The organism is Thalassospira australica, assembly GCF_044790785.1.
Lineage (GTDB): Bacteria > Pseudomonadota > Alphaproteobacteria > Rhodospirillales > Thalassospiraceae > Thalassospira > Thalassospira australica_A.
In genome coordinates this window covers 2,017,210-2,038,523 of sequence record NZ_CP085258.1, presented here as the reverse complement: position 1 = coordinate 2,038,523, position 21,314 = coordinate 2,017,210, and the positions used below count along the sequence as shown (strand labels likewise).

General features: G+C 53.5%; 18 protein-coding genes and 1 pseudogene. 6 read left to right on the top strand and 13 right to left on the bottom strand.

What is annotated here, in order from left to right:
- Nucleotides 1-35: 35 nt before the first annotated feature.
- The 3 genes from LG297_RS09760 to uvrA all read left to right on the top strand — a co-directional run bounded on the left by LG297_RS09760 (nucleotide 36) and on the right by uvrA (nucleotide 5,222).
- Complete coding sequence (locus LG297_RS09760; protein WP_404426716.1) at nucleotides 36-1,103, top strand: Gfo/Idh/MocA family protein; 1,068 nt, start codon at nucleotides 36-38, stop codon at nucleotides 1,101-1,103.
- A gap of 20 nt (nucleotides 1,104-1,123) precedes the next feature.
- Entirely contained in the window at nucleotides 1,124-2,203 is a 1,080-nt protein-coding gene (gene fbaA, locus LG297_RS09755) for a class II fructose-bisphosphate aldolase (protein WP_404426715.1), read from the top strand.
- 190 nt (nucleotides 2,204-2,393) lie between these two features.
- A complete protein-coding gene (uvrA, locus tag LG297_RS09750; RefSeq protein WP_404426714.1) occupies nucleotides 2,394-5,222 on the top strand; it encodes an excinuclease ABC subunit UvrA in 2,829 nt (942 codons plus the stop codon).
- A gap of 28 nt (nucleotides 5,223-5,250) precedes the next feature.
- Here uvrA and LG297_RS09745 read toward each other — a convergent pair whose 3' ends face one another.
- Nucleotides 5,251-6,222, bottom strand: a complete 972-nt coding sequence (locus tag LG297_RS09745; protein ID WP_404426713.1) for a hypothetical protein — start codon at nucleotides 6,220-6,222, stop codon at nucleotides 5,251-5,253.
- 187 nt (nucleotides 6,223-6,409) lie between these two features.
- Between LG297_RS09745 and trmFO the strand changes: the two genes are divergently transcribed.
- Nucleotides 6,410-7,756 (top strand): methylenetetrahydrofolate--tRNA-(uracil(54)-C(5))-methyltransferase (FADH(2)-oxidizing) TrmFO, encoded by a 1,347-nt coding sequence (trmFO, locus tag LG297_RS09740; RefSeq protein ID WP_404426712.1) that lies wholly within the window; start codon nucleotides 6,410-6,412, stop codon nucleotides 7,754-7,756.
- A 36-nt stretch (nucleotides 7,757-7,792) separates the two neighbouring features.
- On the opposite strand, the gene LG297_RS09735 is transcribed toward trmFO, so the two are convergent.
- From LG297_RS09735 to LG297_RS09725, 3 genes are all read right to left on the bottom strand, one after another.
- Complete coding sequence (locus LG297_RS09735; protein WP_404426711.1) at nucleotides 7,793-8,362, bottom strand: hypothetical protein; 570 nt, start codon at nucleotides 8,360-8,362, stop codon at nucleotides 7,793-7,795.
- A gap of 130 nt (nucleotides 8,363-8,492) precedes the next feature.
- Entirely contained in the window at nucleotides 8,493-9,338 is an 846-nt protein-coding gene (locus tag LG297_RS09730; protein ID WP_404426710.1) for a phytoene/squalene synthase family protein, read from the bottom strand.
- A gap of 6 nt (nucleotides 9,339-9,344) precedes the next feature.
- Nucleotides 9,345-10,178, bottom strand: coding sequence for a mechanosensitive ion channel domain-containing protein (locus tag LG297_RS09725; protein ID WP_404426709.1), 834 nt, complete (start codon nucleotides 10,176-10,178; stop codon nucleotides 9,345-9,347).
- Nucleotides 10,179-10,303: 125 nt separating this feature from the next.
- On the opposite strand from LG297_RS09725, the gene LG297_RS09720 reads away from it, so the two are divergent.
- Nucleotides 10,304-11,662, top strand: a complete 1,359-nt coding sequence (locus tag LG297_RS09720) for an amine oxidase (RefSeq protein ID WP_404426708.1) — start codon at nucleotides 10,304-10,306, stop codon at nucleotides 11,660-11,662.
- Nucleotides 11,663-11,671: 9 nt separating this feature from the next.
- Here the strand turns inward: LG297_RS09720 and LG297_RS09715 are convergent, their stop codons facing one another.
- From LG297_RS09715 to yajC, 4 genes are all read right to left on the bottom strand, one after another.
- Complete coding sequence (locus tag LG297_RS09715) at nucleotides 11,672-12,052, bottom strand: Mth938-like domain-containing protein (RefSeq protein WP_404426707.1); 381 nt, start codon at nucleotides 12,050-12,052, stop codon at nucleotides 11,672-11,674.
- A gap of 135 nt (nucleotides 12,053-12,187) precedes the next feature.
- On the bottom strand, nucleotides 12,188-13,117 hold the full coding sequence (secF, locus tag LG297_RS09710; RefSeq protein WP_404426706.1) for a protein translocase subunit SecF: 930 nt from the start codon (nucleotides 13,115-13,117) through the stop codon (nucleotides 12,188-12,190).
- A gap of 19 nt (nucleotides 13,118-13,136) precedes the next feature.
- Entirely contained in the window at nucleotides 13,137-14,711 is a 1,575-nt protein-coding gene (gene secD / locus LG297_RS09705; protein WP_404426705.1) for a protein translocase subunit SecD, read from the bottom strand.
- A 134-nt stretch (nucleotides 14,712-14,845) separates the two neighbouring features.
- A complete protein-coding gene (yajC, locus tag LG297_RS09700) occupies nucleotides 14,846-15,214 on the bottom strand; it encodes a preprotein translocase subunit YajC (RefSeq protein ID WP_404426704.1) in 369 nt (122 codons plus the stop codon).
- A 236-nt stretch (nucleotides 15,215-15,450) separates the two neighbouring features.
- Between yajC and LG297_RS09695 the strand changes: the two genes are divergently transcribed.
- A complete protein-coding gene (locus LG297_RS09695; protein ID WP_404426703.1) occupies nucleotides 15,451-16,314 on the top strand; it encodes an ATP-binding protein in 864 nt (287 codons plus the stop codon).
- A gap of 58 nt (nucleotides 16,315-16,372) precedes the next feature.
- On the opposite strand, the gene LG297_RS09690 is transcribed toward LG297_RS09695, so the two are convergent.
- The 5 genes and pseudogenes from LG297_RS09690 to tatC all read right to left on the bottom strand — a co-directional run.
- Nucleotides 16,373-17,371: a peptidoglycan DD-metalloendopeptidase family protein gene (locus tag LG297_RS09690; RefSeq protein ID WP_404426702.1), complete on the bottom strand. Its 999-nt coding sequence runs from the start codon at nucleotides 17,369-17,371 to the stop codon at nucleotides 16,373-16,375.
- Nucleotides 17,372-17,515: 144 nt separating this feature from the next.
- Nucleotides 17,516-18,169, bottom strand: a complete 654-nt coding sequence (locus tag LG297_RS09685; RefSeq protein WP_404426701.1) for a protein-L-isoaspartate(D-aspartate) O-methyltransferase — start codon at nucleotides 18,167-18,169, stop codon at nucleotides 17,516-17,518.
- Nucleotides 18,166-18,933 (bottom strand): 5'/3'-nucleotidase SurE, encoded by a 768-nt coding sequence (gene surE / locus LG297_RS09680; RefSeq protein ID WP_404426700.1) that lies wholly within the window; start codon nucleotides 18,931-18,933, stop codon nucleotides 18,166-18,168. Before surE ends, LG297_RS09685 begins: the two co-directional genes overlap by 4 nt.
- Before the next feature lie 11 nt (nucleotides 18,934-18,944).
- Entirely contained in the window at nucleotides 18,945-20,222 is a 1,278-nt protein-coding gene (gene serS, locus LG297_RS09675; RefSeq protein ID WP_404426699.1) for a serine--tRNA ligase, read from the bottom strand.
- Between the two features lie 328 nt (nucleotides 20,223-20,550).
- A pseudogene (tatC, locus tag LG297_RS09670) lies at nucleotides 20,551-21,312 on the bottom strand (twin-arginine translocase subunit TatC); the annotation flags it as partial.
- Nucleotides 21,313-21,314 lie beyond the last annotated feature (2 nt).

Genomic DNA, 21,314 nt, shown 5'->3' with positions numbered 1-21,314 from the left:
TAACAAGGCACTAAGAACTAATTAGGAGGCACTACATGAAACCGGTTCGTATCCTTGTCGTCGGTCTTGGCAATATGGGTTTATCCCATGCCAAGGCCTATCACGCGCTTGACGGATACGAAATCGTCGGACTGTGCACCCGATCTGAAATTCCGGTAGAAACCCTTCCGAATGGTTTTGCCACCTACCCGCAATTTACCGATTTTTACACTGCACTGGCGGCAACAAAACCCGATGCAGTTTCTATAAATACCTACACAGAAACCCACGCCGACTTCGCTATCTCCGCATTTGAATCCGGGGCGCATGTCTTTATTGAAAAGCCATTGGCAGCGACCGCCGAAGATGCCGAGCGTGTGGTAAATGCGGCTAAAAAGCATGACCGCAAACTGGTGATCGGCTATATCCTGCGCCATCATCCGTCTTGGGCAAAGTTCGTTGAAGTTGCAAAGACACTCGGCAAGCCGCTCGTCATGCGCATGAACCTGAACCAGCAAAGCAGCGGCGCCTTCTGGGAAACCCACAAACGGTTACTTAACAGCGTTTCCCCGATTGTTGATTGCGGCGTGCACTATCTGGATATGATGTGCCTGATGACCGGTGCAAAACCGGTATCAGTAAGTGCAATCGGTGTGCGCCTTTCCGATGAAGTTGCACCTGAAATGTATAACTATGGTCAGTTGCAGGTGCGTTTTGATGACGGTTCAGTTGGCTGGTACGAGGCTGGGTGGGGGCCGATGATCAGCGAAACCGCCTTTTTCGTCAAAGATGTGATCGGACCGAAAGGCTGCGTTTCCATCACCGATGTTGAAGAAAAAGGTGCCGGTTCAGCCGATATCGACACCCACACAAAAACGAATGCCTTAAAGCTTCACCATGCTGCCACAGATGCTGCCGGAAAATTTACACAATCTGACGAAATCATCCGCACAGACGACGAGCCCGATCACGACGGCCTGTGTCTGCGTGAACAGCAATTTTTCCTAAAGTCTATAACGGAAAACCTTGACCTTACGCAGCATATGGAAGATGCATTGGGCTCCTTACGGATTGCCCTCGCTGCGGATCAGTCGGTGCGCACGGGGGAAACAATAATACTCTGACCCCCAGGAGGAGTACCCACATGCCTTCCGTTAAACCCGGTGTTGTTACCGGTTCTGCCTACCGTGACCTCGTCGCTGCCTGCAAGCAGGACGGTTACGCCCTTCCCGCCGTCAACATCACATCGTCCAGCACGATGAATGCCGCCCTTGAAGCCGCTGCAAATGCCGGCTCTGACATCATCATTCAGCTTTCGAATGGTGGTGCGCAGTTCTTTGCCGGCAAGGGCATCAAGGACGCCGCAGCAGCCCGTGTTTTGGGCGCTGTATCGGCAGCACGTCACGCCCAGCTTCTGGCTGAGTATTATGGTGTTGCTGTCGTCATGCATACCGACCACGCAAACCGGAAATTCGTTCCGTGGGTCAATGAGATGCTGAAATGGAGCGAAAAGGCCTATGCCGAAACCGGCAAGGCGCTTTACAGCTCCCATATGCTGGATCTTTCCGAGGAATCGCTCGAAGACAACCTTTCGACCTGCGAAGAGTTCCTTAAACGCATGTCTCGGATCGAGATGAGCCTAGAAATTGAACTAGGTGTGACCGGCGGTGAAGAAGACGGTATCGGCCATGACCTTGACACCAGTGTCGAAGAAATCGATCCGCGTCTTTATACCCGTCCCGAAGAAGTCGAAGAAGCCTATCGCCGTCTTGCCCCGCTTGGCCATTTCTCGGTCGCGGCGGCATTCGGTAACGTTCACGGTGTTTACAAGCCGGGCAACGTAAAGCTTCGCCCGGAAATCCTTCTGGAATCCCAGAAATACGTTTCAGAAAAGCATAACCTTGGCGACCGTCCGCTGGACTTCGTGTTCCATGGCGGTTCGGGTTCGGAAAAAGAAAAAATCGAAGAAGCCGTCAGTTACGGCGTCTTCAAGATGAATATCGATACCGATACCCAGTTTGCCTATGCGCGCCCGGTTGGCGAGTATGTCGAAGCCAATGCACGTGCGTTCAAATATCAGGTCGATCCGGAAACCGATCAGCCTTACAAAAAACAGTACGACCCGCGCGTATGGGTTCGCGAAGCCGAAATTTCGATGGCCGCACGCCTCGAAGAAGCTTTCAAGGATCTTGGGGCAACCGGCCGTTCGGTTACCAAAGGCTGATCCTTTATGGATTGCCCAAAGCAGATCAACCCGCCGGTTTTTCCGGCGGGTTTTTTCGTACATCATCTTGCGCTGCGGCAAAAATAAACTACTCCTGACAGATACTGACAGGAACTGTCAGGGGCGCGCTTGCGTATCAGGTTTGGCTCCTCTATACCTTTTCCGAACATTACAGGAACAAAGGCCCGACATGCTGACGAAAATTTCGGTTCGCGGTGCGAAAGAACATAACCTGCAAAATATCGATGTTGAACTGCCCCGCGATTCACTGGTGGTCATCACCGGCCTGTCGGGATCGGGCAAAAGTTCGCTAGCGTTCGATACGATTTATGCAGAAGGACAGCGCCGCTATGTCGAAAGCCTGTCAGCATATGCACGTCAATTCCTTGAATTGATGCAAAAACCCGATGTGGAATATATCGACGGCCTGTCTCCTGCGATTTCCATCGAACAGAAAACAACATCGCGCAACCCGCGTTCGACTGTGGGAACGGTCACCGAAATTTATGACTACATGCGTCTTCTCTGGGCGCGCGTTGGTATTCCCTATTCCCCGGTAACCGGTCTTCCGATTGTAAGCCAGACCGTATCGCAGATGGTTGACCGCGTTATGGAAATGCCCGAAGGCACTCGGCTTTATCTGCTGGCACCATTTGTTCGGGGACGTAAGGGCGAGTACAAAAAGGAACTGCGTGATCTGCGCACGCGCGGCTTCCAGCGCGTCAAGATCGATGGCGAAATGTATGACATCGACGAAGCGCCTGAACTGAACAAAAAGCTAAAGCACGATATCTCGGTCGTGGTTGACCGTCTGATCGTCAAGGAAGGGATTGCAACCCGCCTTGCAGACAGCTTTGAAACCGCCCTTGAACTGACAGACGGTATCGTCCTGACCGAAGATGCCAAAACCGGCGAAACAACCGTGTTCTCGGCAAAGTTCGCCTGCCCGGTTTCCGGCTTTACGATAGAAGAAATCGAGCCACGCCTGTTTTCGTTCAACAACCCGTTTGGCGCCTGCCCGGCTTGCGATGGTCTTGGCACCCAGATGGAATTCGACCCGGAACTGGTCGTCCCGGACGAAGGAAAAAGCCTTGACGACGGTGCCGTTGCGCCGTGGGCCAGCACCACCTCGAAATATTATCTTCAAACCCTACGGGCGGTCGCCAAGCATTTCGGCTTCAAGACCAATGTCGCATGGGAAAAGCTGCCGAAAACTGCACAGGACATCATCTTGTACGGTTCGGGTGATGAAGATGTCACGGTGACCTATGATGACGGTTCGCGCAGCTACAAGGTTTCCCGCCCGTTCGAGGGCGTCATCCCCAACATGTCACGTCGCTGGCGCGAAACCGACAGCCAGTGGGCACGCGACGAACTTTCGAAGTATCAGACGGTTTCAAGCTGCCCGACCTGCGAAGGCCATCGCCTGAAACCCGAAGCACTGGCCGTAAAGATCGACAAATGTACGATTTCGGAAATTACCGACCTTTCGATTGGCAAAGCCGCCGATTGGTTCCAGGCCCTTGAAAGCAAGCTGAACGAAAAAGAAACCGAAATCGCGCGACGTATTCTTCGTGAAATCAATGATCGTCTGCGCTTTCTTCGGGATGTCGGGCTGGATTATCTGTCGATGTCACGCACATCTGGCACCCTTTCAGGTGGCGAAAGCCAGCGCATCCGGCTGGCGTCGCAGATCGGCTCAGGCTTGACCGGTGTTCTTTATGTGCTTGATGAACCGTCCATTGGCCTGCACCAACGTGACAATGATCGACTGCTTGACACCCTGAAACGTCTTCGCGATCTGGGCAACACCGTTCTTGTTGTTGAACATGACGAAGACGCCATTCGTGCCGCCGATTATGTCGTCGATATGGGCCCGGGTGCCGGGATACATGGTGGCCGCATTGTTGCCGAAGGCACACCGGAACAAATCCAGCAGAACCCGAACAGCCTGACCGGCAAGTACCTTGTCGGGGTTGAACAAATCGCTGTTCCCAAGGAACGCCGCAAGGGTAATGGCAAATCGATTGCAATCAAGGGCGCACGCGCCAACAACCTGCAAAATGTCGACGCCAAATTCCCGCTTGGTAAATTCATCTGCGTTACAGGTGTTTCGGGAGGCGGCAAATCCAGCCTTGTCATTGAAACGCTGTATAAGGCGCTTGCCAAGCGGATGCATAATGCGCGCAATCATCCCGGTGCCCATGACACCATCACCGGCATCGAACATATCGACAAAATCATCGATATCGATCAAAGCCCGATTGGCCGCACCCCGCGTTCCAACCCGGTCACCTATACCGGGGCCTTTACACCGATCCGTGACTGGTTCGCGCAACTGCCCGAAGCCAAAACACGCGGGTACAAGCCCGGACGTTTCTCGTTTAACGTCAAGGGTGGGCGGTGTGAAGCCTGTCAGGGCGATGGGGTGATCAAGATCGAAATGCACTTCTTGCCCGACGTTTATGTTACCTGCGATCAGTGCAAGGGCAAACGATACAATCGCGAAACGCTGGAAATATCGTTTAAAGGAAAATCCATATCCGATATTCTTGATATGACAGTTGAAGAAGGTGCTGACTTCTTCAAGGCCGTACCGTCCATTCGCGACAAGATGGAAACCCTGAAACAGGTGGGGCTGAGTTACATCCATCTGGGGCAGCAGGCAACCACTCTTTCGGGCGGTGAAGCGCAGCGCGTAAAGCTTGCCAAGGAGCTGTCAAAGCGGGCCACCGGCAGAACGCTTTATATCCTTGATGAACCGACCACAGGGCTTCATTTCCACGATATCCGAAAACTTCTGGAAGTTCTGCACACCATTGTCGACCAGGGCAATACGGTGGTCGTGATCGAGCATAACCTTGATGTCATCAAAACCGCCGACTGGATCATCGATATCGGTCCCGAAGGTGGCGATGGTGGTGGGCAATTGGTAGGTTCTGGCACGCCTGAAGCCATCATGGCCAACGAGGCAAGCTATACCGGCAAATACCTTAAACGCCATCTCGGCCAAAAATAGGCTACATGACGGGATGCGGGCCTCCACCCTAGTCCGCATCGACCCGGTCTTCGACCCGTTTGACAAGTGCCGAACTTAACCGTTCGCTGAATCCCGACAGGAATGCCAGCACAAGCACGATGGATATCTGCTGCCCGGCACCGGCAACTGCGCCGATCTGATCCATGTCGGAAATATTGTGCAGCTGATCAAGCGGGATCGGCAGGATACCGGCGCGCAATGCCAGCAACACGATCAGCGCGAAACAAAAGCCAAGGCACGGTCGGAATAAAAAGTTGAAGAAAACCGACGCCGGTTCCATTTCTGCCCAGTCGACATCCTTGCCCAGTCGCATCATTATGCTGACCAATGCACCAATCGCGCCAAAACTGCCAACAAAGAATAACAGATCATAGCTGAATCCAAACAGTTTGCCGTTCCCGGCACTGACTACTTGATCTGCCTGCAAGAACAGCATCACAGATAACACAAGCAATATCGGTGAAAGGGCCAATGCAATGGCGGCCACCCGAAGTGACCGGAAAAAAGCACGCTGCGTGCTGTCCAAATGATCACGCCCGCCAGAAAGATCGGAAAGATAACCATGCACAAAGCCGTCGCGCCCCTGATTAAGCGCAAGCAGCATGACAATCGCATCCGATGTCTTTCTCATCCGGGCATCGGCATCAAGTTCGTCATCCTTGCGCCACCAGCGCAGGAAAGTTCGCATCACAAGTGATGCCCGCCATCCTTGCCGTGTCGCGACAACGTAATCGATCATGTTTTCTACATCACTGCTGCCAAACTTATTGGCGCCAATGTCGCCAAACGGAAAGGCAATCCGCCCTATCGTGGCTGCAGCATTGTTGCGTGGCGTCGCATTACCGCCTCGCCCAGTTTCCGCGCCATCATCGGACGTATAATCAATCGTAACGGGCTGCCGTGATCGCCGGATCGGCACCAAGCCCATCACAGGGCAATGGGCCGGATCGTAACCATAGGGTCGGTGCGGATAGCTCATGGCGCCGTCCTTGTGATGGCTGTGTCTGGGATCAAGGACGCATTCGCCGCCGGTTTGTGAATATTTTGTCCCCGCATGGGTGGTATTAATGGTCGAAATGATGCAATTCACTTGAAATCTGGCTGTCTGCACCGCTATGTGTGTGCCAGAAAAAGTCAAACCCGTTTTCGCTGAGGAGTTCGCAACCGTGAGCACGGTCAAACCCGTTCATATCATCGGTGCCGGTCTGGCCGGTAGCGAAGCCGCCTGGCAACTGGCCGAAGCCGGTATTCCGGTTATCCTGCATGAAATGCGCCCGACCCGTCCAACCGACGCCCATCACACCGACAAATGCGCGGAGCTGGTTTGTTCCAACTCGTTCAGGTCTGATGACAAAGAATATAACGCGGTCGGCCTGATCCATGATGAAATGCGTCGCGCCGGATCACTGATCATTCGCTGTGCCGATGCGCACAAGGTTCCCGCCGGTGCCGCCCTTGCGGTTGATCGCGAAGGTTTTTCGCAGGCGGTAACCGATGCGCTGATGAATCATCCGCTGGTCACCATGGAACGCGGTGAAGTCGATGGGCTGCCGCCCGCTGAATGGGAAAGTACGATCATCGCAACCGGCCCACTGACCTCAAGCGCACTGGCCGAAGACATTCGCAAGGTTACCGGCGAGGAAAGCCTTGCCTTCTTCGATGCGATTGCCCCGATCATCTATAAGGAGAGCATCGATTTTTCCAAGGCATGGTTCCAGTCGCGCTATGACAAGGGCGATGGCAAGGACTATATCAATTGCCCGATGAATGAAGATCAATACAATGCCTTCATCGATGCCCTGATCGAAGGCGATAAGACCGAATTCAAGGAATGGGAAAAAGACACCCCCTATTTCGATGGTTGCCTGCCGATTGAAGTTATGGCCGAACGTGGTCGTGAAACTCTTCGTCACGGCCCGATGAAGCCGGTCGGGTTGACCAATCCGCACGATCCAACCCGCAAGCCACGTGCCATCGTACAGTTGCGCCAGGACAATGCTTTGGGCACGCTATACAATATGGTCGGTTTCCAAACGAAACTGAAATATGGCGCGCAGGCCGATGTGTTTCGCATGATCCCGGGGCTTGAAAATGCCGAATTCGCCCGTCTTGGCGGTATTCATCGCAACACCTTCCTGAATTCCCCGCGTCTTCTGGATGGCACACTTCGTTTGAGGGCGCGTACCGATATTCGTTTTGCCGGACAAATTACCGGCTGCGAGGGGTACGTGGAAAGTGCAGCCGTCGGCCTGATGGTCGGGCGTTTTGCCGCGGCGGAAAAGCAGGATAGAACAATCCCGACACCGCCGCTTGCCACCGCCATGGGAGCCCTTTTAAACCACATCACCGGCGGTGCCGACGAAAGCACCTTTCAGCCGATGAATGTCAATTTCGGACTGTTTCCGGAACTTGAGCTGACCAAACGGGTCAAAGGCCGTGATCGCAAAAAACTTTACAGCGACCGCGCTATTCCGCTGTTTGACGAATGGCTTGCCGGTATCAACGCCGCATAAGACCAAGGCCGCATCGGACGATGCGGCCTTAATTGCTTAATACTTGCTCTGGCGCTGGAGATTACCGGTCACATCACGAATCGGTTCACCGTCGCGGAAGCGTTTAAATACCAGATCCATGTCACCCTTTTCATCAAGGCTGCGTTCATAGACCTGCATTTCATAACCACCGTCGTCGGTGATGTAAAGCGCATGCACGGTCAAGGTCTTGTCAACAATGCGCGCCCAAACAAACGGTTCACCCTGCAACGGGTCATTGGGCACTCGCTTGCCAAACAGGCCGGAACGCATGGCACTACCATAAATATCCGGGCGATCAGTGGCAAAGAACTCAATGCTGAGCGAGACATTCTTTTCACGACCATCGGCTTTATGGATCACAGTCGACCAGTCGATAATAAACCCGCCCCGATCAGTTTCCTTGATTTTAACGTCAAGGTCGCGTGCCTGAAGTTCTTCCTCGGCATTATCGATTGATGTTCCATGATAATCCCCGACAAACGGGGTGATACTGGCTGCCTGAGCGGATTGCGGTGCGACCAGACACATGATCAGAAGCACACCCAACAGCCCCAAAGCCTTTTTTGGCGCATACACATTGATCATGTTCGACCTCGTTAAGTTAAATCTGTATGCCGGTTATCGGTATCACTATCGGACGCTATCACGGACCGTGCGAAAATGTCTTACCCATTACATCTATTTAGACAAGATTTTGCCAATATCCAGCCTGATATCAGTAACGATGCAACATTGCGTTTAACGTCATGCGGAAACTTGCCGGACGGGCAAGGCCGAATTCGGCACTGAACGGATCAAAGCCAGCCTTTGACAGTTTGCGTAAATAGCCGTCAGCCAAGACCACCGGCAGTGCCGCGGCCAATGCCCTTGATGGCAGATTTTTGCGGTGCCTGCGGGCTTCCCTGATACGTTCCTGCGCCAGTTCGGCGATCTCGCGCGTTAGCGCCTTGATAGCATCGGTTTTGCGAAACTCGAAAATATCGCCCTGCCCGACCTCGTAATGCGCAATCCGGTCTTGTGGTAAATAAAGTCGTTTTGCCCGGCCATGAAACACCATTGCGCGCAGGATTCCCACCAACCCGTATGCATTACCTGCAAGCCGGGCGGCATGTTTGGCATCCGCGCCGCTTGCGCCCAGCAATTCGGCAGCCATTACAGCCAGATGGCCGGATGTCTGATCGATGTAGTGATCCAGCTCTGCCTGATTTGCCGGGGCCTTGTCGACAAGATCAAACTCGCGCGCGGAAATCAGGATTTCCAGATCAGGCGGATTGATCCGCCCTGACTGGATCAGCACCGCAAGCGGTTCAACGACCTCGTGTTTGCGGATTTTGCCCTGTTCGATCTCGGAAAGCGTATCGCGCCACCACTGCAACCGGATATGGCCCAGCATGGTCTCGCTGACCATTTCGCGCGTTTTCGAGACTTCCTGATTAAAGGCATAAAGCGTGAAAAGGGATTCGCGCGATTCCGGCGTGGCAAAAAGCGAACACAGGAACCGGTCTTTGTCGTTCCGGCGGACATAGTCCGCGCAATAGGAAAGCGTTGGCGTGTCAGTCATCGCACGTCATCCGATCTTGCGCGTCGTTTCATCGCGGTCACCACTGGATTTATCTGGCATGTTTTCAGGCAGGGTTTCGACATAAAGCGACTGCGACGGAAAAGCAAACGCGGCGTCGTTAGCCTCGACAATATGTTTGAATGCAATGATATGCCGATTGCGGATATCGCGCCATGTTACCCAGTCGCCTCGTTTGTAACGGTTATCGGCGAGAATAGTCAGGCCGCCGAAAATATTGGCGACCGAATCCTTTGCGGCCAACGCCACGGCCATCCCGGCAAGACCAAGCCCGCCCAGAAACGCCGACACATCAATGCCCCAGTTTTCCAACAAAACAACAACGCCGATCACAACGATCAGCGTTCTGGCAGCCCGGATAAAAAACTGGCGCAAAACGTCACCAAGACCGCCACCAAAACGACCTGCCAGATTGTTGAACGGCATGGCAAGCGGCTCTATTGATCGGAACAATGCCCAGAAAACCGAGAAGGTCGCAAAGATGCCGATCAATTCAAATAGAACGGCATCAACATTTTCCGGTAGGTCAAGGATTTCAACAGAAAAATATACGCCACCGAGAATAACCAGAAGCTGAACCGGGGCCTCGAAGGCATCCAGAACATGGGCGGCTGTACTGTGTTTGCGCTGATGTGCCAGTTTCCGCAGCCCGCCGATTACACCATGCGCCAGAACACGTTTCAGAACCAATACGAATAGCAGAACAACACCCGCAACGACATATCTGCCGATTTCTCCGCCGCCCAGCATATCGACCCAATTGGTCATGTAATCAATCACTTCGCTGTTCAGGCTATCAATTTCGGTTGTAATTTCATCCATGACTTCACGTGTAATCTGCTGTTAAGGTTTGAAATCAAACAATGGCTTAGGGACAATACCCTAACGATTACCGCTTCGGATTGTTTCTTGCGGCCCCTGTATAACAATTAAAACAGGACAGGCATATGGCATCCTTCTCTGCACCAGGACTTCACGTCATTGGGGCCGGATTGGCCGGGTCCGCCCTTGCCACACAAATGGCGCAGGATGGTGTGCCCGTCACGCTTTATGATGCCAGTGAGCCATTTGTCAGCCGCTGGACGCGCGGCATGAATACCTCGCCCGAAGATCACAAGGTCGCTGAACCGGAAATCTTCTACGATCCCGAAGGACTGGTACGAAGTTTTTTCACTCAATGGCCCGAGATTCCAAGAAAACTGATAAGACCGGCCCATGCGGTTCTCGGTCTGAAACATCCAAAACGCAACCCTGCGATCATTGATCTTGATCACGGGATCGCTGCTGCATTGATCGCAAGACGTCCAACTGTTTTTGCACGCCTGTTCACTGCCTGGAATTTATGGCTCTCGCGGTACGCTGCCGAAGACAGGCGGGTCAGCCCGCAAAACCGAATATCGATTGGCTCGGAGGAAATGCAGGACGGCATGACCCCGACCTATCATCAGGATGCTCTTGCGACACTGGCAGAAGTTCTGTTTTCCATGCCTGCCCACAACTGTTCGGCGGCGCTGCTGGGACGGGTATTGCTACCGTCTTCGCGCGATTTGCGCCGACACAATAGCAGCCACGCATTCGCGGCCATTGATCCGATTATTCTGAATGATATTGCCCTGCCCGTTCTTCGCGATCAGTTTATCAATGCAGGTGGAAATATCGTCAGTGGTGCTGCCCTTGGAGATATCGACAGCACTGCCAATTTCGCCACCGATCTGTTTTTTGGCGATAATCACGTTGAAATTCATCCCGAAGATGCTGTTGTGCTTGCCCTTCATCCTAGACCGCTTTGCGATGCCGTTCCCGATATCGGTATGCCTCCGGCCCCAGCTCATCGGAGAACCTTTGTCTTTCAGGCCAGCAAAAGCTTTGCAGAACCTTGTTGCGTACTGACAGGCGATGATCTGGTTCGCGCCATCTATTGTAATCGCCGTCACATTCAGGTCAGTATGAACAGCAGCCTGATCTTGCCAAGCGATGGTACCGCCGACCAGCTTGCGACTACCATCTGGCATCGAGTTGTAGAACTGTGCGACCAGCATCTCGACCTTGATCTTTCCCTACGCACAAAGATTGGCCCGGATAGCGAGTGCCCGACATTCAGCTATGTCGATTGCGAGGCGCCTTTTCCCGAACTCAGCCCAGGTGTTGCAGCCCTTCGCCATCGGCTTGTGCCGCCTTGGAAGAATCTGTTTTTATGTGGTGATGCTTTTCCGCCTGATTATCCACCTGGCCCGGCCGCAGTGATGGCAAGCGTGTTAGACGTGCGGGAACAATTACATGAATTTCTTAAACTGCGCAGCGCATGATTGTTCTGCTCAGACGGCAATCAGGGCGGCAGCAACCCGGCGCGCTTCGGATACCAGAACGTTGTAGGTTCGGCAGGCCGCACCTGTATCCATCGGTTCGATGACGATCCCCTTCTCGCGAAGGGCATTGCGCCATGCGCTAGGTACAGGCTTCATTGAATTACCCATACCAAGCAGAAGAATGTCGATCTCTCCGGATGCCTTGATGACGTGTTTAAATCCATCGACATCCACATCATCAATACTTGCATAGGGCCAAGAATAAACATTCTTCGGGAACAGCAAAACGGAGCCGGTAACGACTTCCTCCCCAAACCGAAACAGGCCGTCTCCATAACTGGTAACGATCTTGCGGCCTTCTGCGACCAGCGGACTTACTTCCAGAGACATATCGGCCCCTTTTAATCAGGCTGGGATTTGATCAGTTTGCAAAGACATCTTGCCGTGACAAACCCAAAGGAAAAGGCCAGGTTGTTGTCGCACAAACCCGGCCTTTTTGTAAATGCCTGTCAGCAGATCGAATGATCAGGCACCGGCTTCTCGGGCTTCCTCACCCTCCGGTATTTTACGACGCAACCGCAAGACGATCAGCAGCGGAGATGCTACGCAGATCGAGGAATAAGTTCCGATTACGATACCGAAGATTAACGCCATCGTGAAACCACGAATGGCCTCTCCACCGAATGCAAACAATGCAATCAGCGCCAGCAAGGTGGTAAAGGACGTCATGGTGGTACGCGACAGGGTCGAGTTGATCGAAATATCCAGCAGATCGGGAATTTCCATCTTGCGGAATTTGCGCAGATATTCGCGGATGCGGTCAAAGACAACAACCGTATCGTTGATCGAATAGCCGGCAACAGTCAGAACCGCAGCAAGAGTCGCCAGATCGAACTGAACACCCGTGATCACAAAGAACCCAATTGTGATCAGAACGTCATGCAGAAGTGCCACAACGGACGCCACGGCAAACTGCCATTCAAAGCGGAACCAGATATAGATCATGATCAGCAGCAACGAGATGACAACCGAATAGACCCCGGCTTCCTTAAGTTCGTCACCGACCTTCGGGCCGACTAGCTCACTGCGGCGAATAGTGACGTTATCGCCAAGTGCCTCGGTCACCGTGGCAAGGGCTGCCATCTGGGCCTGTTCATCACCGTCCTGACGCTGTAACTGGATCAGGACATCATCGGGCTCACCGAATTCTTGAATCGAAACGTCACCAAGACCAAGCGAGCCAAGATTGTCACGCAGTGCGCCAATATCGGCCGGACCATCGGTTTTGATTTCAACCAGAATACCACCCCGGAAATCGATCCCGAAATTCAGCCCCTTGGTCATGAACAATCCGACAGACGCCAGAACCAAAACCAGCGAAAAGATATAGAATATTTTCCGGAATTTGAGGAACGGGATGTTCACGTCATCCGGAACAAGATGCAACGGTTTCATATTCTTCCTGCTCCCTTCCTCAAATCACCAGTTCCGTCGGACGACGACGTTTAACCCAGACTGAAATCAACAGTCGGGTCACCCAGATTGCCGAGAACATCGACGTGATAATGCCAATCGCAAGCGTCACGGCAAAGCCCTTGATCGGACCGGAACCAAAGCTGAACAGCACAAGGGCTGCAATCAGCGTAGTCAGGTTGGCGTCAAGGATGGTCGACATCGCACTGCGATAACCGGCATCAATTGCATTGATGATGGTACGGCCATTGTTCCGTTCTTCGCGGATACGTTCAAAAATCAGCACGTTGGCATCAACCGCCATACCGACCGTCAGAACGATACCGGCAATCCCCGGCAGCGTCAGCGTCGCCTGCAGGACAGACATCACCGCCAGAACGAGGATCAGGTTCATCAGAAGCGCGATATCGGCATAAATACCAAACCGGCCATAGCTGATCACCATGAAGGCAATCACAAATACCAGACCGAGAATGGCCGCGATTTCGCCAGCCTCGACCGAATCCTGCCCAAGACCCGGACCAACCGAACGTTCTTCAAGAATCTGCATCGGCGCAGGCAAAGCACCGGCGCGCAGCAGCAGTGAAAGATCGTTGGCTTCCTGAACACTGAACTGGCCGGTAATGATGCCGTTACCGCCAAGGATCGGTTCATTGATGCGTGGTGCCGAGATCACTTCGCCGTCAAGAATGATCGCCAGGCGTCGACCGGCATTTTTCGATGTCATATCACCAAAACGTGCACCACCTGCCGCATCAAAGCGAAATGATACAACCGGGCGCCCTTCATTGAAGGTCGGCTGTGAATCAATAAGATTGTCACCCGAAACCACAACGCGGCGATCAATCAGATATTCGTTGATACCAGCAGTCCGGTCGCCTTCATCCGCTGACGGCAGGATCATTGTTCCCGGCGGCATGCCCGTGGCACGCGCCTCGGACGCGGTTTTTTCCTCGTTTACAAGATGGAAGTTCATTTTCGCGGTACGACCAAGGATCGCGCGCAAACGTGACGGGTCATCAAGCCCCGGAACCTGTACCACGATACGGTCTTCGCCCTGCCGCTGGATCGATGGTTCGGTCGTCCCCAATTCGTCAACACGACGACGCACGACTTCAAGCGACTGGCTGATAGCGCGATCAATAAGCTCTTTACGGGCCAGATCGGTATAGGAAACGATAATGTTGTTACCCTCGCCGCTCATCACGGTATCGGGTTCAACATCACGGATCAGATCGCGGGCTTTCTCGACTTCGTCGGCATTGACCACCGTGACTTCGGCACCGTTCAGACCTGCATCACGCGGACGGTAACGAATGCGTTCCTCGCGCAGGGTTGACCGGATCGTATCGCCTAGCGCTTCGTATCGCTCGCGAATGACGCTGTTGATATCAACCTCAAGCAGCATGTGCGAGCCGCCGCGCAAATCCAGACCAAGATTGATCTGTTTGCCTGGCAGATAGCTGGCGTCAGTCGCGAATGTGCCCTTGGGCAGGAAATTCGGTGCGGCGTATATAACGCCCAAAGCGCACACCAGCAGAACCAGTGCTGCCTTCCATTTCGTAAAATAAAGCATGTGTCCTTTAACCAGATTTGTCTGGAAAACCTAGGTCTGGTTCTGTCGAACATCGGGTGCTGTTTGCCCCGCAGGCCACCGGCTGGAAACAAGAAGGCGGAGCATTCGCCCCGCCTTGCAAGTCGTGGAAGAGATCAGTCTTTTTTGGTCTCTTCGGTATCTTCTTCGTCTTTGTCGTCGCCTTTGGCTGGCTCGGTTTTCGACAGAACTGTCGAAACCATGCCGCGCGCAACCTTGACTTTAACGCCTTCAGCGATCTCGACCGAAAGCTCGTCATCGCCGATAACTTTGGCAACGGTACCGATCAGACCACCAGCCGTGACGATTTTGTCACCACGACGGACAGCAGCAAGCATCGCTTTATGCTCTTTTTGCTTTTTCTGCTGCGGACGAATAAGCAGGAAATAAAATACGACAAAAATCAGGATCAGCGGCAGGAAGCTCGTGAGCATATCTGCACCGCCGCCACCAGCGGCCTGTGCGTAAGCCGGCGAAATCAACATTAGGAACTCCTAATCCCATACAACAAAACAAATCAACTGCCGGAATATACCGGTGTGTTCCGTCAACGCAAGGAAGAACCGGATTTTTATCTGTTAAATCCCTTATTCTGTGGTTCTGTTCACCCCTGTGAACACGCGTTACATCACATGGCACTGTTATTGCCAGAACGCCTTGTGATAGCGTTTTACCTGTACATGCTGACGCCATCATAAAAAGAAACATTCAAGAGGCCTTGATGACCAACGATCTCAACCACCTTTTGCCAGCCCTTGAACGCATTGCCGCCGCGCTGGAGCGCATGGCCCCACCTGCGCACAAATCCAATGATCTGGCTGCTGCCGATGCTTTTGTCTGGCAGGCCGAAAGCGGATATCTGCAACCGGTACGCAATGTAAATCGTATCGATATCGATCTTTTGCAGGGAATCGAACAGCAGAAAACGATTCTTTATAACAATACCAAGCGTTTTGCCGATGGCTTGCCTGCCAACAACGCCTTGCTATGGGGAGCACGCGGTACAGGGAAAAGTTCAATCGTCAAGGCGATGCATGCCAAAATTAACGCTGAAAGGGCCGGTGCACTGGCACTGGTGGAAATTCACCGCGAAGACATCCCGACCCTTCCCCATCTTTTGCATATTCTTGAAGAAAGTGGCCGCAAGACGGTTTTGTTCTGTGATGACCTTTCATTCGATTTACAAGATGAATCCTACAAATCACTCAAAGCCGTACTTGAAGGGGGGATAGAAGGTCGACCGGACAATGTGATTTTCTATGCCACATCCAACCGGCGTCACCTGATGGCACGCGACATGATCGAAAATGAACGATCAACCGCGATCAACCCGTCTGAGGCGGTCGAAGAAAAGGTATCCCTGTCGGATCGTTTCGGGCTGTGGCTTGGTTTCCACAATATCTCGCAGGACATTTATTTCGAGATTATCGAAGGTTATGCCAAGGAATTCGGGCTTAATATCCCGGTAGAAGACCTTCGCGCACGCGCCAAGGAATGGACCGTAACACGCGGCAGCCGTTCGGGTCGCGTGGCATGGCAGTTCATTCAGGAAATTGCCGGTGAAATGGGCAAGAAAATTGGCTGACTGACGCCCGCCGGTATCCCAAGAAAAACGCCCGGAAGTATGCGGCCCGGGCGCTTTTTTATCGCGACACCATCATTTGCGGCAGGTATTTCATGGGATCGGCCGACTTGCGTCCGCGCCGGATTTCAAAATGAAGTTGCGGCTGATTGACGGCCCCCGTGCTGCCGACACTTGAAATCTTCTGACCGCGTTCAACCATATCACCACGCGCCACCATCGGGTTCTCTGTATGGGCATATGCAGTGACATAATCGTCGGCATGCTTGATCAGGATCAGGTTGCCAAAGCCACGCAATTCATTGCCGACATAAGTGACAACACCATTATCGGCAGCAAGGATCGGTGTGCCGCGATCCGCCTTGATATTAATCCCGTCATTATAAAGCCCGCCCGCGCTTGCGCCGTATTTCAGCACGATGTCGCCCTGCACCGGCCAGACAAATCCCTTGCGACCATCCGGTTCGGCAATCACAACATTCTTGCGCACAGCACTACCCTGTCCGGCGACCGGTGTTGCCTGGGGCATTTCACGTGTATCTGTTTTCCAGGTATTGACCGAGGCATAGCGTTGTTCCGCACGCGCGGCAAAGTCCTGAGGTTTCAGGCCCGGCGTCGGAATGCTGCCACCATTATTCGGACTGATGCGCGCGGTCTGAACAGTTGCTGAACGTTCTGGCACAGGCGTTGCTCCGGGTGCTCCCAGCGGAACGCTGACAACTTCGCGCTTGCCACCAATGGTAACGGTTTTGCGCGGGGCGGAATTTGTCGTGCCGGATGGCGACCGACTGGCAACTGCGGTCTGGCTGTTGGTGTCATAGGAAGGATCCCACGGCGGCAGGACAAGGCGCTGGCCAGGATAGATCACATAGGGCTTTGCCAATTTGTTGCGGTCAGTAAACCGGCCAAAATCGGTACGGTACCGGTTGGCAAGGCCCGAAACAGTGTCACCCGGTTCGACGGTAATGACCCGCTCACCGTTTTTGAGTTCCGGCATGCTATAAGGGCTGTATGTCGCACCCTCGCCATAAACCACCGGCACCGGAACAGAATTGAGCAAACAGCCCCCCAGCGCCGCCGTTGTCCCACAGACAAACGCCAGCGTCCGTATTCTTCGAACAGCCTGTTTGACACTATTTTCCATCATGGGAAGGATTGTCTGCGATCAGCCGTTAACAATCCGTAAGCAGATGCAGCATTCGGCTCAGAATTCTTCGGTACCCGGCAACATCGGAACAAACCGGACAGGCATCAGTTCGGTCACATCAATGCCCGTCGGCGTGCGCAAAACGCGCAACAACAACTGGGTGTGGGATACCTCACCGACCGGTACCACCATGATCCCGCCAATCGCCAACTGATCAACCAGAACCGGCGGCACATCCTGTGCGGCCGCGGTTACGATGATGCGATCAAACGGTGCCTGTGCCTTCCAGCCAAGCCCGCCATCACCATGCAGGGTCGAAATCGTATGCAAACCAAGCTCGCGGAATTTGTCTTCCGCCTCGCGCAGAAGCGGTTTGTGTCGTTCAAGCGTGTAAACCCGACGAGCAAGTTTGGCGAGGATCGCGGCCTGATAGCCCGACCCCGTCCCCACCTCAAGCACCTTCATGCGGTCATTCAATTCAAGCGCCTGCGTCATCAGGGCAACGATATAGGGCTGTGAAATCGTCTGGCCTTTGCTGATCGGAAGAGCAACATTTTCCCATGCACGGCTGACAAAGGGCTCGGCGACGAAAATTTCGCGCGGGATGCTGGCCAGCGCACGCAGAACGTCTTCATCATGGATCCCGTCATTGCGCAGGATCGCAAGCAGTTGTTCGATTTCGGCTTCTCGGGCAATGACAGGCTCGTTCACGGAAATGCCTTCGTCAGTTTTGCGTGCGTCTCGTAATGGGTGAAATCGAGACTGATCGGAGTTACCGAGATATCGCCCCTCTCAATGACCCGCAAGTCCGCATTTTCATCCTTGGGCAATTCCGATTTGATCGCCCCGATCCAGTAATAGGGCTCGCCACGCGGATCAAGGCGTTCGGCAATATGATCGCCGATCTTGCGTTGCCCCTGCCGGGAAACTTCGATCCGCGCTCCGCCTTCTCGTTCGGTTTCCGGAAAATTCACATTAATCAGAACACCACGTGGCCAGGTCGTTTGAATAAGGGTTTCAGCCAAAGGCAAAAGATGTTTTTCCGCGACCGACCAGTCAATCAGGTTACCAGAGAAATACTGCGAAAAGGCAATTGCCGGTACATTCAGCAAGGTTGCCTCCATCGCCGCCGCGATGGTCCCGGAATAGGTTACGTCCTCGCCAAGATTGCCGCCGCGATTGATCCCCGACAGAACAATATCGGGCGGACTGTCACGCATGATCTGCTGCAACGCCAGCAGAACGCAATCCGTCGGCGTGCCGTCGACTGAAAAATGCCGTTCGTCACGTTTGCGAATACGCAACGGATGGCGCAGGGTCAATGAATGCCCGGCACCGCTTTGCTCCGTCGTCGGTGCCACAACCCAGACATCATTGGAAAGCGAACAGGCAAGCTTTTCCAAAAGCCTGATCCCCGGCGCATCAATCCCGTCATCATTGCTGATCAGAATACGGGCATGTTTCAAATCGACCATCTTCGTTAACCCTATCCGCGCGGTGAAATAACCTCGACACCGCCCATATAGGGCTTCAATGCATCGGGAACGCGGATAGAGCCATCAGCCTGCTGATAGTTTTCCATCACCGCAATCAGGCAACGACCGACCGCAAGCCCCGAACCATTCAGGGTATGAACAAAGCTGGTTTTCTTGTCGCCTGCGGCACGGTAACGCGCATTCATGCGGCGCGCCTGGAAATCGCCGGTGTTCGAACAGGACGAAATCTCGCGATATTTTCCCTGTCCCGGCAGCCAGACTTCAATATCAAACGTTTTTCGCGCGGCAAAACCGATATCGCCCGAGCACAGAACCACCGTCCGGTATGGAAGCCCAAGACGTTCCAGAATCGTTTCCGCACATCTTGTTTTACGGTCAAGTTCCTCGTTCGATTTTTCGGCAGCGACCACCGATACCATTTCAACCTTCGAAAACTGGTGCTGGCGGATCATGCCGCGCGTGTCCCGACCGGCCGAACCGGCTTCCGAACGGAAACACTGGGTCAGCGCGGTATAGCGCAGCGGCAGTTTGGCTCCATCAATGATCTCGCCCGCGACCTGATTGGTAAGCGTCACTTCAGACGTCGGGATCAGCCACATGTCATTGGTGGTTCTGAACGAATCTTCGGCAAATTTTGGCAGCTGACCGGTGCCAAACATCGCATCGTCACGCACCAACATCGGCGTAATGGTCTCTTCATATCCATGCTCGTTGACATGCAGGTCCAGCATGAACTGGCCAAGCGCGCGTTCAAGTTTGGCAAGCCCGCCACGCAGAATGACAAACCGCGAACCCGAGAGTTTGACCGCAGTTTCGAAATCCATCATGCCAAGCTTGTCGCCGATCTCGAAATGTTCAAGCGGCTGGAAGTCGAATTCGCCAGGGGTTCCCCATTTGCGAACCTCAACATTGTCTTCTTCGCTTTCACCCGCAGGGACTTCCGCATCGATAATATTCGGAAGCGACGACAGAAGAAGATCAAGCTGCTCGTTCAAGGCAGCCTGCCCGTCTTCGGCATTCTTGATCCGGTCTTTGAGCGTCCCCATCTCGGCCATCAGCGAGTCGGCGTTGCCGCCGCTTTGGCGCAATTTGCCAATTTCACCCGAAATGGATTTGCGGCGCGCCAGCATTTCCTGATGTTCGGTCATCAGGCGACGACGGTCTGCATCGATATCGATCAGACGCTGGGCAGTCATTTCGACCTTGCGCGCGGTCATCGCCGCGTCAAAGGCCTCGGGGTTGTCACGAATCCATTTAATATCGTGCATGAAACGGCACCTTATTCTTCAACTATTTGGGCTTTTATACGATGGGGTGGACGCTTGGTCCACCCCGCCAGATCGGTCGTTCGAGAACCGGATAATTCAATCAGCGCGCGCTGTTGAAATCATCCTCGTCATCGTCGCCTTTTTTGGCTCCCAAAGATCGGGATGACGAAGACGCATCAGACTTTGGCGCAGAACCGGAAAGTGCTTTGAAATCGCCCTTGTCGTCCTCACCATCTCCATAATCTGCTGCCGCAGCAGCCGAACCCTGGGCGTCGACATCGTCTTCTTTTCTATCGGTATCCCCGTCGTCACCGTCAAGCTCTGCCTCTTCTTCCGCTTCGCGCTTGGCACGTTTGCGTTCGGACATCCGCGCCATTACGATCGATATCTCGTAAAGAATGATGATCGGAATGGCCAAACCAACCTGCGAAATCAGGTCGGGTGGTGTCAGCACCGCGGCAAAGACAAACGCAATCACAACCGCATATTTGCGACGTTTGGCAAGTGAATCAGCGGTCACGATCCCGGCACGCGCCATTAGTGTCAGCAACACCGGCAACTGGAAGCACAAGCCAAACGCAAAGATCAGCTTCATTACCAGCGAAAGATACTCGCCAACTTTTGCTTCAAGCTGAATGGCCAGCCCTGATGCCCCGCCTGCGCTTTCAAAGCTCAGGAAGAATTTCCAGGCCAACGGCATGATCAGGTAATAAACCAGCGCCCCACCCGCCAAAAACAGGATCGGCGTTGCAAACAGGAACGGCATGAATGCCGAACGTTCGTTTTTGTAAAGCCCCGGTGCAACAAACGCCCAGAACTGTCCAAGAAATACCGGTGCCGAAACAAAGCACGCAGCAAAGAACGAGACTTTTACATAGGTGAAGAATACCTCGGTCAGCGCGGTATAGATCATGCGCCGATCCGGCCCCATGACATCGGCCAGTGGCTTTACCAGAAATCCATAAATATCTTCGACGAAATAATAGCAAATGCCGAAGGTGATAAAGAGTGCCAGAACCGCCCAGGTCAGACGATTCCGAAGCTCGATCAGATGTTCCATGATGGGCATCTGCTTGTCATGCGACTGCATGT